Genomic DNA, 10,074 nt, shown 5'->3' with positions numbered 1-10,074 from the left:
TGGCGTCGCACTACAGTACATCCAGCCGGGAAAGCCAAATCAGAATGCCTTCATTGAGCGCTTCAATCGTACGTTCCGCGAGGAAGTGCTCGACCTGAATCTCTTCGCCTGCCTCGACGAGGTGCGCGAAGCCGCCCACTGGTGGATGATCGACTACAACCAAGCAAGATCCCATGATTCGCTCGGCGGAATGACCCCGGTCGAGTACCGCAACAAGTACGCCGAAAGCTCTACTTTTAAAGTGCCTGCTTGACGGGGGAGCTTACGCGTTGCCGACGTCGTAGGTCCATTTGGTGCCGTCGATGGCAGGCCCGTTGAAGTTGTCTTCCCATACCAGCGTCTGCGCACTCGCGCTCGTTGTAAGCGCGACGCCAAGCAGAACAGCGAACTGCACAGTCACAGCGCGTAGTGTGTTCATTGCGAGCCTCTCCTGGTACGGAATCAAATCCGTGGAGGGGCGACGCTGCGTAGCGGCTGCCTGGGTGTCAAAGAAAATGTCGTGCGTGCTTCAGATTCGTTGTGTTCATTCCGGAATAATCAATCATTGGCATGATGCCGGTCGCAAACCCTGTCGGCGACATGTTGCGCGGCAGCAGCCAGTGGCGCGGCGCATCGATGATGTGTGCTTTCCCCAATGCCGATTGCACGTCCGGATACGCGACGCCGCGACCGCCTCAGCCGAACTCGCTTGCAAGCGGTTGCAAGACCGTGGCCTGTGGTGCGCGTGCCCAGTGCGCATCGACGTGGTCTGTGCACGATAGATGCCGCGTACTGCCGATGCGCCGGCACACGTCTTGGCGAGCGATTGCAGTCCAGTGTTTTCAACTCCGAAACCCGGGCCTCAACAACAGCGCCATCTGCCTTTAGAAACGGCGCATCGCCTGCAACGCGATACGCCTCCGGTACGCGCCTTGAACCTGTGGTCGCGACGGCATGGCGACGTGATCACCAGGCACATGCGAAATGCAACGATCGCGCTCCCTTGCAAGGCGCGTCCGAACGAGGCAGCACGGCACACATACTGCTGGCCGTGCCCGGCACGTAGGCCCTGTGCATTGCATCCGATCGCTCATTGCAGCTTGAGCATCACGATGGAATGCGCCGGCAGCGCCACGTTCACTGTCTTGCCTTGGACACGTGCGCCCTTGAATGCCACTGGCGCAACGGCCTGTGGCTGCGCATAGGTGTTGTACGTGGCGATCGCCGGTGCCGTCAGGATCTGTCCCTCCACCGCACGCAGCGGCAACCCTTCCACCTGCACGCTCACAGTCGCCGACGCGCTCGCGTCCAGATTGGTCAGTGCGACATACACATGGCCATCCTTCGCCTTGACCGCCGAGCCGTGCACTGCCGGCACCTGCGTGTCGCCATGACGGTATTGCGGTGTCTGCAATTGCAGCGGCAGGTGGGTGGCGTCCTGGTAGGGCTTGTAAAGCGCAAACACGTGGTAAGTGGGCGTCAGCACCATCTTGTCGCCATCGGTGAGGATCATCGCCTGCAGCACATTGACCATCTGCGCGATGTTGGCCATGCGCACGCGCTCGGCATGCTGGCTGAAGATGTCGAAGTTGAGGGACGCCACCAGCGCGTCGCGCAGGCTGTTTTGCTGCTGCAGGAAACCGGGGTTGGTGCCTGGCAATGGCGCATACCAGGTGCCCCATTCGTCCACGACCAGAGCCACTTTCTTGGCTGGGTCGTACTTGTCCATGATCGCGCTGTGCTTGGTGATCAGCTCGTCCATCACCAAGGTGCGCGACAAGGTCTGGATCCACGCGGCTTCGTCGAACGTGGTCGACGACGCGCGCGGCGGCCAGCCACCGGGAATGGTGTAGTAGTGCATGCTCAGCCCGTCCATGAACTTGGAGGCCTCGCGCATCATCACTTCGGTCCAGTGGTAGTCGTCGTCGCTTGGGCCAGGCGCGATCTTGAGGATCTTCTGGCTGGCCGGCGACTTGACGAAGGTCTGGTAGCGGCGAAATACATCGGCTGCGTACTCCACGCGCATATTGCCGCCGCAGCCCCACAACTCGTTACCCACACCGAAGTAGGGAACCTGCCAGGGCGCATCGCGGCCATTGGCGCGGCGCTCGTTGGCCAGGCTCGAGCGTGTGGGCGCGGTCATGTATTCGGCCCACTGCGCGATCTCCTCCGGCGCAGCATCGCCCACGTTCCCGGCGATATAGGCCTGGGTGCCGAGCAGTTCGGTAAAGTCCATGAACTCGTGCGTGCCGAAACGGTTGGACTCTTCCACACCGCCCCAGTGCGTGTTGACCCGGATCGGGCGCTTGGCCGGCGTGCCGACGCCATCGCGCCAGTGGTATTCGTCGGCGAAGCAACCTCCGGGCCAGCGGATGTTGGGGACGGCAATGGCTTTCAGTGCGGCGACCACGTCGTTGCGATAGCCGTGCGTGTTGGGAATCGGCGACTCCTCGCCCACCCACACGCCACCATAGATGCCGGTACCCAGATGCTCGGCGAATTGGCCGAACAGTTGCCGCGACACCTGCGCGCCGGGCTGGTCCACGCGCAACGTGCCGTTGATCTTGACCTCGGCAGCGAAGCTGGCCGGCACGCTGGCAATCGAGGCGGCGACGAAAACGGCGTTCAACAGCTGCCTGCGCGATGCCTGCAATGCGGGGGAAATCCACTGCATCGGGTCGGTGCTCCTGTGCTGGTCGATGGTCGGGTGGGTGCTGCTGCGATGGGAAACGCGCTGCTAGCGTAGTGCCCGTGGCCGCCCTTTGTATTGCTGCAGCGCGGCCGTTGCAGGCAGGCGCGGCAGTCGCTTCGCCGCCGCAATCGCCTCGCCGGCCAGGATGTGCGCAGCAGCATGGTCGGCAGCCACCGCATGCGGCTATGCTCGCGGGCTACCTCATCGGCAGGACGATCCATGCAGCGAGTGTTCGGGCAGTTGCCAGACGGTGTCGAGATCCACGCGCTCACGCTACGCAGCGAGGCTGGTCTGGAAGCGCAGGTGCTTACCTACGGCGGCATCCTACATACGCTGCAGTTGATCACCGCACAGGGTGTGGTGCCGCTGGTGCTGAACCTGCTGGATCTACCCGCCTATGCTGCCGACGGCGACAGCCTCAACATTCTGGTGGGCCGCTTCGGCAACCGCATCGCCGGTGCGCGTTACACCCTGGAGGGCGTCACCCACGTGCTGGCCGCCAATGAAGGGCGCAACCAGTTGCACGGCGGGCTGCGCGGCTTCGGACGACGGGTGTGGAGCGTGCTGGAGCAGGCGCCGGACCAGGTGCTGCTGGGCTACGACTCACCCGATGGCGAAGAGGGCTACCCCGGCAATCTGCACGTGCGTGCGCGCCTGCAGCTTCACGGGTTGAGCCTGCAGCTGGAGTTCGAAGCGCACTGCGATGCCGCGACTGCGTTGAATCTTACCCATCACCCGTATTTCAATCTGTCCGGCGACCCGCAGCTGCGGGCCGCAGCGCAGGTGCTGCGCGTGCCAGCCGATCGCTACCTGCCGGTGGATGCCGAGTCGATCCCCACGGGCGAGATCGCATCGGTGACCGGTACGCCATTCGATTTCCGCCAACCTGCCGCGCTGGCAGACAACACCGACACGGCGCATCCCCAGATCATCCTCGGCAAGGGCTATGACCAGTGTCTGGTGCTGGCCGCCGACGCGGACTGCGTTGCCGAGCTGTACTCCCCGCACAGTGGCGTGGCGCTGCGTATCAGCAGCGATGCCCCGGCGGTGCAGGTGTACGAGGGCCAACATCTGGACGCCCACCATCCCGGACTGGGCCGTGGCGTATGCCTGGAGCCGCAGGATTATCCGGACGCCCCCAATCACCCCAACTTTCCTTCGACCATCCTGCGGCCGGGCGAGACCTATCGCCGCCGTATCAGCTATCGCTTTGCCAACGCGGGGCCGGGCCAGCCCTGGGACGCCGTGTGCGCCGCGCTGGATGCGTGAGAGATTTCAGAGCTAGTTAGCTGGGCTGCGTCGTGCGGGCGCGACCCAGTGCAGCTGATCGCAGTGTCAGTCTGGCGCGGGTCTATGCCCGTCGCAGGCTGCACAAGATCGATCCATGCGCGCCCGCCCAGCGCACGCGTACGCCCAAGGCGCTCAACGCGGCCCCAGCACCAGCTCGATGACGAACTTGCTGCCGAAGAACGATAGCACCAGCAGCGCCATCGCGGTCAGCGTCCAGTGCACCGCCTTGGTGCCGCGCCAGCCATTGCGCCAGCGGCCGATCAGCAGCGCACCGAACACGATCCACGACAGGATGCTGAGCACGGTCTTTTGCAATAGCCGCTGCGCCAGGAAGTCCTGCACGAACAACAGGCCGGTCAGCAGGGTCAGGCTCAACAGCACAAAGCCCACCGTGATCGTGCGGAACAGCAGCGTTTCCAGCTCGGTCAGCGGTGGCAGTGCGCGCAGCCAGCTATGGAAATCGCGCCGCCGCAGCGCGCGTTCCTGCAGCCATAGCATGATTGCCAGCAGCGCTGCGATGCCCAGGGTGGCGTAGGCCAGCAAGGCCAGCCACGCGTGCAATTCGAGTCGCCAGCCCAGATCCGAGCTGGGCTCGTGGCCGTAGGCGTGGTAGCTGGCCAACAGGATCGCCGAAAGCGGGAACACCACCACACCCACTGCCGCCATCCGCCCGCGGCCACCGAACACCGCCGTCAGCGCAGCCATGCCCAGCCCGCATAACGACAGTGCCGCGAAGAAGTGCATGTCCGGCCCGCCCGCGGTGCGCACCGCCACCAGCACGTGGTAACCGGCGTGCAACGCCACTGCAGCCAATGCGGGCGCCAGCCAGCGCGCAGGCGACTGGTTGCCATCGCGCAACACCGCCCAGGTGAGCAGCGCCGTGGCCAGCAGATACAGGGCGAACGCGATGAGAACGATTGTCATCGTGGAAGTTTCGCATGGTGGGGCGGGGATTGGGGATTGGCGAGTCGGGAATCGGGAATCGGGAATCGGGAATCGGGAATCGGGAATCGGGAATCGGGAATCGGGAATCGGGAATCGGGAATCGGAGAAGCCTGGGCCGCGGGTCGCTTGGGTTTTTGCTGGCAGGCAGGGGGGGGCGGTACCTCGCAGCGAGGGAGCGCCTGATCAAGCGGGGTGCGCCGGGCGCCGGGGCAGGCCGCCAGCCGGTGCCGCTATAATCGGCACCCGTTTCCCCTCCGCGGTCCTTTGCGCATGTTCGAGTCTCTTACCCAACGTCTCTCCGGCACCATGGAGCGCCTGCGCGGCCGCGGCCGCCTGACCGAGGAGAACATCCGCGAAGCCACCCGCGAAGTACGCATCGCCCTGCTCGAGGCCGACGTGGCGCTGCCGGTGGTGCAGGCGCTGATCGAGCGCATCAAGGTGCGCGCAGTCGGTCAGGAAGTGCTCAAGTCGCTGACCCCGGGCCAGGCGCTGATCAAGGTGGTACGCGACGAGCTCACCGCCGTCATGGGCGCGGCCGCCACCGACCTCAACCTCAACGTGCCGGCGCCGGCCATCGTCCTGATGGCGGGCCTGCAGGGTGCAGGCAAGACCACCACGGTCGGCAAGCTCGCCAAGCACCTGAAAGAAAAGCGCAAGAAGAAGGTCATGGTGGTCTCGGCCGACGTCTACCGCCCGGCCGCGATCGAGCAGCTCAAGACCTTGGCCGAACAGGTCGGGGTGCTGTTCTTCGCCTCAGATGCGTCGCAGAAGCCGGTCGACATCGTGCGTGCCGCCATCAGCGATGCGCGCAAGTCCTTCGTCGACGTACTGCTGGTCGATACCGCCGGCCGCCTGGCGATCGATGCGGCGATGATGGACGAGATCAAGGCGCTGCACGCCGCGGTCAACCCCACCGAAACCCTGTTCGTGGTCGATGCCATGACCGGTCAGGACGCGGCCAACACCGCCAAGGCCTTCGGCGAGGCGCTGCCGCTGACCGGCGTGGTGCTGACCAAGACCGACGGCGACGCCCGCGGCGGTGCCGCACTGAGCGTGCGCTACATCACCGGCAAGCCGATCAAGTTCGTCGGTACCGGCGAAAAGACCGACGGCCTGGATGTTTTCCATCCCGACCGCGTCGCCAGCCGCATCCTGGACATGGGCGATGTGCTGTCGCTGGTGGAGCAGGTCGAGCACAGCGTCGACCAGGAAAAGGCCGCCAAGCTTGCGGCCAAGGTCGCCAAGGGCAAGAAGTTCGACCTCAACGACATGAAGGAACAGCTCGAGCAGATGCAGAACATGGGCGGTATCCATGGGCTGATGGACAAGCTGCCTGGCATGGGCCAGATCCCGGACAACGTCAAACAGCAGGTCACCGGCAAGGAAGTGCCGCGCATGATCGCCATCATCAATTCGATGACCAAGAAAGAGCGGCGCAACCCGGCGCTGCTCAACGGCTCGCGCCGTGCCCGCATCGCACGCGGCTCGGGCATGCAGCCGGCCGACGTCAACAAGCTGATGAAGCAGTACCAGCAGATGGAAAAGATGATGGGCAAGCTGGCCGGCGGCGGCATGAAGGGCCTGATGCGCAACATGAAGGGCATGATGGGCGCCATGGGCGGCCGCGGCGGCATGCCGTTCCGCTGAGCAACCTGCGCACGCCGCGCTGCGAAGCCATTCGCAGGCGCCCAGTGCGTGCATCTTGCGCTGGCCTGGTGCTTGCGTGGCAGGCCACATCAAGGTGGGCGGCCGTTACGTCAGGTCTCGTCCTCTGGCGGTGCAACGTACGGGTTGTCGCGGATATCACCGCCTGTTTGCGTGGCGCCTGCGGACGTGCGGACGTGCGGACTTCACTGTTCACTGCTGAAGACGCGGGCGACGCCAGCGGTGCCGCGCAGGCGATCGCTCGTCTGGCACAGCTCGACGCAACAGCTCCATCATCCGTTGCCATTGCCCGGTCAATGCGCCGGTCGCATGCGAGGCGAGGGACGTCTGCTCAAGCTGTTCCGTGGGCCGGCGCTGGGCCATGTGTGGGTGAGCGCAATGCCGGCTAGTTGCACGCAGCGTGTCTGTCCTTTCGATGGCGATTAGTGCCTGGACTTGCGGCTATTCGGGCCACCGGCACGTCGCACCCAACCGGCTTCGGCGTTTATCGATTTAGCGCTTCTGAGGCGCTTATCTACAGCGTCGCAGCGCCGGCGTGCTCCGCGTTGGAGAATGTCTGGGTCGAAGAGTGGTGCCGGCAACGCATGCCGATGCCGGCGTATCAAGCGCAGCGACCATCTGCTGCGCAGCCGCCAGACCGGCGCGGCAGGTGCGCGTGTCCGTGCCGGCATCAGCGTCTGCCCATCGCGGTTACCATGCGCCATCTCATGGTGTGCGAAGTGATTGATGACCAGATTTTCCAACGTCGATGCCTTCCAGCAGCGCTTTGGGCTGCGCTTGCCGATCCTGCTCAGTCCCATGGCCGGCGCCTGCCCGGTGCCGTTGTCGGCGGCGGTTGCCAATGCCGGTGGCATGGGCGCGATGGGGGCCGTGTTATCGCAGCCGCACGACATCGTGGCGTGGATGGCAGCATTCCGTGAGGCCAGCGCAGGGCCTGCGCAGATCAATCTGTGGATTCCCGACCCGGCACCTGCGCGCGATGCGGCCGCCGAAGCGCGCCTGCGCGCGTTTCTTGCGCAGTGGGGGCCACCGGTGCCGGAGACAGCGGGCGATGCGACACCTGCCGATTTCGACGCGCAATTGGATGCCTTGCTCGCAGCGCGGCCAGCAGTCGCTTCATCGATCATGGGCATCTTCCGGCCCGATCAGGTGGCACGTCTCACGAATGCCGGGATCGCCTGGTTCGCCTGCGCCACCACATTGGACGAAGCGCTTGTGGCGCAGGCAGCAGGCGCCGATGCAGTGGTTGCGCAAGGGGCCGAAGCCGGGGGCCATCGCGGTGCGTTCGAGGCCGGTCGCGCCGCGCAGCAGATGACCGGGCTATTGGCGTTGTTGCCGCGTCTGGTCGATCGTCTCGATATCCCGGTGATCGCGGCCGGCGGCATCGCCGATGCGCGCGGCATTGCGGCAGCGCTGACGTTGGGCGCAAGCGCCGTGCAGATCGGCACCGGCTTGCTACGCACGCCCGAAGCTGCATTGCCGAGCGCCTGGGCCGACGCGTTATCTCAGGCAGAGCCGGAGCACACCCAGCCAACCCGTGCGTTCTCGGGCCGGTTGGGGCGCGCGCTGACCACACCATATGTCGGTGCAGCAAACGCTGCAGACGCACCGCCACCCGCGCCATACCCGGTGCAGCGCGGGCTCACCGCACCGATGCGCCAGGCCGCTGCGCGCGACAACCGTCTGGATGCGATGCAGGCCTGGGCCGGCCAATCCGCCTGGATGGCGCCCGCACAACCGGCTGCGCAGGTCGTGACGCAATGGTGGGAACAGGCGCAGGCGTTGTTGTGCCGTTGATCTTCTGTAATGGCATCGCCGCTACCGCGCAGCAGCTCGGTGCTGCGGCGTTGAACAATTACGGTCACTTCACCACGCTGCAGGTGCGCGATAACGCTGTACTTGGTCTGGACCTGCATCTGCAACGTCTGCAGCACGACAGCGCAGCCCTGTTTGGTGCTGCTGCCGATTCCGACGCCATTCGCGCGCAGTTGCGCGTTGCGTTGTCGGCTGCCGGCAGCACCGATGCGAGCGTGCGCATCACGGTGTTTTCGCAGGATTTCGACCTGCGCGATCCATCGCGCGCCGTCGCACTGGATGTGTTGATCTCGCTCTCGCCCGCCGCGCAGATGCCAGCGACCGCTGTGCGCGTGCAGCCGGCCAATTACGTGCGCGAACAGCCGCTGTGCAAGCACGTCGGCACCTTCGCGCTGCTGCAGCTGCGCCGTCAGGCAATGCTTGCCGGGTTCGACGATGCGCTGCTGATCGATCCGCAAGGCCGGCTCGTGGAGGGTGCGTTCTGGAATCTGGGCCTGTGGCAGCAGGGCAGGGTCGTGTGGCCGCAGGGGCCGGCCTTGCCCGGCACCCGGCAGCGTCTGCTGCAGGCCGGGCTGCAAGCGCTTGGCATCGAGCAGGAGGCGCGCCCGGTCACGCTGGGCGAACTCCAGGCATTCGATGGCGGCTTCAGCTGCAATGCGCGCGGGCAACAAGCGTTGGCGGTGGTCGGGTCTGTGCAGTGGCCGGACGCCGCCGCCCAGCTGGCGATTCTGGAGCAGGCGCTGCAAACGCAGGCCTGGCAAGCGATCTGAGCGGCTCAGGGGTGACTTGGCTTCGCCGCTGGGGGGCGCTATAATCGCCGGCTTACCGCGCCACTCTGGCGACTGGGCAACTCAGGAAAACAACATCATGGTCAAGATCCGACTGACCCGCGGCGGCGCCAAGAAGCGTCCGTTCTACCACATCATCGTGACCGACGTGCGCAGCGCGCGCGACGGCCGCAACATCGAGCGCCTGGGTTACTACAACCCGGTTGCCCAGGGCGCAGAACCGCGCATCGTGCTGGACGTCGCACGCGTCGACCATTGGGTCGGCAACGGTGCGCAGCTGACCGACAAGGTGCGTAACCTGTATCGCGAAGCCAAGTCTCAGGCCGCTGCGGCCTGATCTTGAGGGCCGGGTATCGCTACCTGGCCCAGAGTCGACGCAGATGAAGCAGACCGAGCGCCGCATCCTGCTAGGCAGGATTGTCGGCGCTTTTGGTGTCAAGGGTGAGCTGAAGCTCGAATCCTGGACCGAGCCACGGACCGCCATCTTCCGCTATCAGCCGTGGATCGTGCGCGCGCCGTCCGGACAGGAGTCGGTGGTCAGCGGCGTGCGTGGGCGCGATCAGGGCAAGAATCTGATTGCGGTGTTCCCCGCCGTCACCGACCGCGACACGGTCGAAGCCATGCACGGGACCGAAATCTACGTCGCGCGCAGTGCGTTGCCGCCGCCCAAGCCCGACGAATATTACTGGGTGGATCTGGAAGAATTGCAGGTGGAAACCGTCGAAGGCGTCAAGCTGGGCACGGTGTCGCACCTGTTCTCCACCGGCTCCAACGACGTGGTGGTGGTGCGTGGCGATCGCGAACGGATGATTCCGTTTGTGTTCCCGGATTTCGTCAAGTCGGTCGACTTCGAAGCCAACCTGATCGTGGTGGACTGGGATCCGGATTTCTGATCAAAGC

The 10,074-nt window shown here is 65.1% G+C and carries 9 protein-coding genes and 2 pseudogenes; 7 read left to right on the top strand and 4 right to left on the bottom strand.

Features of this window, described 5'->3' with window-relative positions:
• A pseudogene (locus F7R02_RS17795) lies at nucleotides 1-253 on the top strand (integrase core domain-containing protein); the annotation flags it as partial.
• Nucleotides 254-268: 15 nt separating this feature from the next.
• Here F7R02_RS17795 and F7R02_RS17790 read toward each other — a convergent pair.
• The 3 genes and pseudogenes from F7R02_RS17790 to F7R02_RS17785 form a co-directional block, all read right to left on the bottom strand.
• Nucleotides 269-418 (bottom strand): annotated as a pseudogene (locus F7R02_RS17790) (glycoside hydrolase family 16 protein); the annotation flags it as partial.
• A 67-nt stretch (nucleotides 419-485) separates the two neighbouring features.
• Nucleotides 486-647, bottom strand: coding sequence for a hypothetical protein (locus tag F7R02_RS26420; RefSeq protein WP_165585072.1), 162 nt, complete (start codon nucleotides 645-647; stop codon nucleotides 486-488).
• 422 nt (nucleotides 648-1,069) lie between these two features.
• Nucleotides 1,070-2,653: an alpha-N-arabinofuranosidase gene (locus F7R02_RS17785; protein WP_078589721.1), complete on the bottom strand. Its 1,584-nt coding sequence runs from the start codon at nucleotides 2,651-2,653 to the stop codon at nucleotides 1,070-1,072.
• A gap of 237 nt (nucleotides 2,654-2,890) precedes the next feature.
• On the opposite strand from F7R02_RS17785, the gene F7R02_RS17780 reads away from it, so the two are divergent.
• On the top strand, nucleotides 2,891-3,940 hold the full coding sequence (locus F7R02_RS17780) for an aldose epimerase family protein (protein ID WP_078589722.1): 1,050 nt from the start codon (nucleotides 2,891-2,893) through the stop codon (nucleotides 3,938-3,940).
• 153 nt (nucleotides 3,941-4,093) lie between these two features.
• Here the strand turns inward: F7R02_RS17780 and F7R02_RS17775 are convergent, their stop codons facing one another.
• Nucleotides 4,094-4,885: a cytochrome C assembly family protein gene (locus tag F7R02_RS17775; protein WP_003484236.1), complete on the bottom strand. Its 792-nt coding sequence runs from the start codon at nucleotides 4,883-4,885 to the stop codon at nucleotides 4,094-4,096.
• Nucleotides 4,886-5,176: 291 nt separating this feature from the next.
• Between F7R02_RS17775 and ffh the strand changes: the two genes are divergently transcribed.
• The 5 genes from ffh (at nucleotide 5,177) to rimM (ending at nucleotide 10,067) form a co-directional block, all read left to right on the top strand.
• Entirely contained in the window at nucleotides 5,177-6,553 is a 1,377-nt protein-coding gene (gene ffh, locus F7R02_RS17765; RefSeq protein WP_005914684.1) for a signal recognition particle protein, read from the top strand.
• 744 nt (nucleotides 6,554-7,297) lie between these two features.
• Nucleotides 7,298-8,368 (top strand): NAD(P)H-dependent flavin oxidoreductase, encoded by a 1,071-nt coding sequence (locus F7R02_RS17760; protein ID WP_078591429.1) that lies wholly within the window; start codon nucleotides 7,298-7,300, stop codon nucleotides 8,366-8,368.
• On the top strand, nucleotides 8,359-9,156 hold the full coding sequence (locus F7R02_RS17755) for an aminotransferase class IV family protein (RefSeq protein ID WP_078591428.1): 798 nt from the start codon (nucleotides 8,359-8,361) through the stop codon (nucleotides 9,154-9,156). Before F7R02_RS17760 ends, F7R02_RS17755 begins: the two co-directional genes overlap by 10 nt.
• A 97-nt stretch (nucleotides 9,157-9,253) precedes the next feature.
• A complete protein-coding gene (gene rpsP, locus F7R02_RS17750) occupies nucleotides 9,254-9,511 on the top strand; it encodes a 30S ribosomal protein S16 (protein WP_003484223.1) in 258 nt (85 codons plus the stop codon).
• 43 nt (nucleotides 9,512-9,554) lie between these two features.
• Nucleotides 9,555-10,067 carry a ribosome maturation factor RimM gene (gene rimM, locus F7R02_RS17745; protein WP_005923583.1) on the top strand — a complete coding sequence of 171 codons (513 nt, stop codon included), beginning with the start codon at nucleotides 9,555-9,557 and terminating at the stop codon, nucleotides 10,065-10,067.
• The last annotated feature ends 7 nt before the right edge of the window (nucleotides 10,068-10,074 follow it).

The sequence above is a fragment of the Xanthomonas cissicola genome (assembly GCF_008801575.1).
GTDB lineage: Bacteria > Pseudomonadota > Gammaproteobacteria > Xanthomonadales > Xanthomonadaceae > Xanthomonas > Xanthomonas cissicola.
The sequence above is the reverse complement of the archived record's forward strand: the minus strand, read 5'-3'. Positions and strand labels throughout refer to the sequence as shown.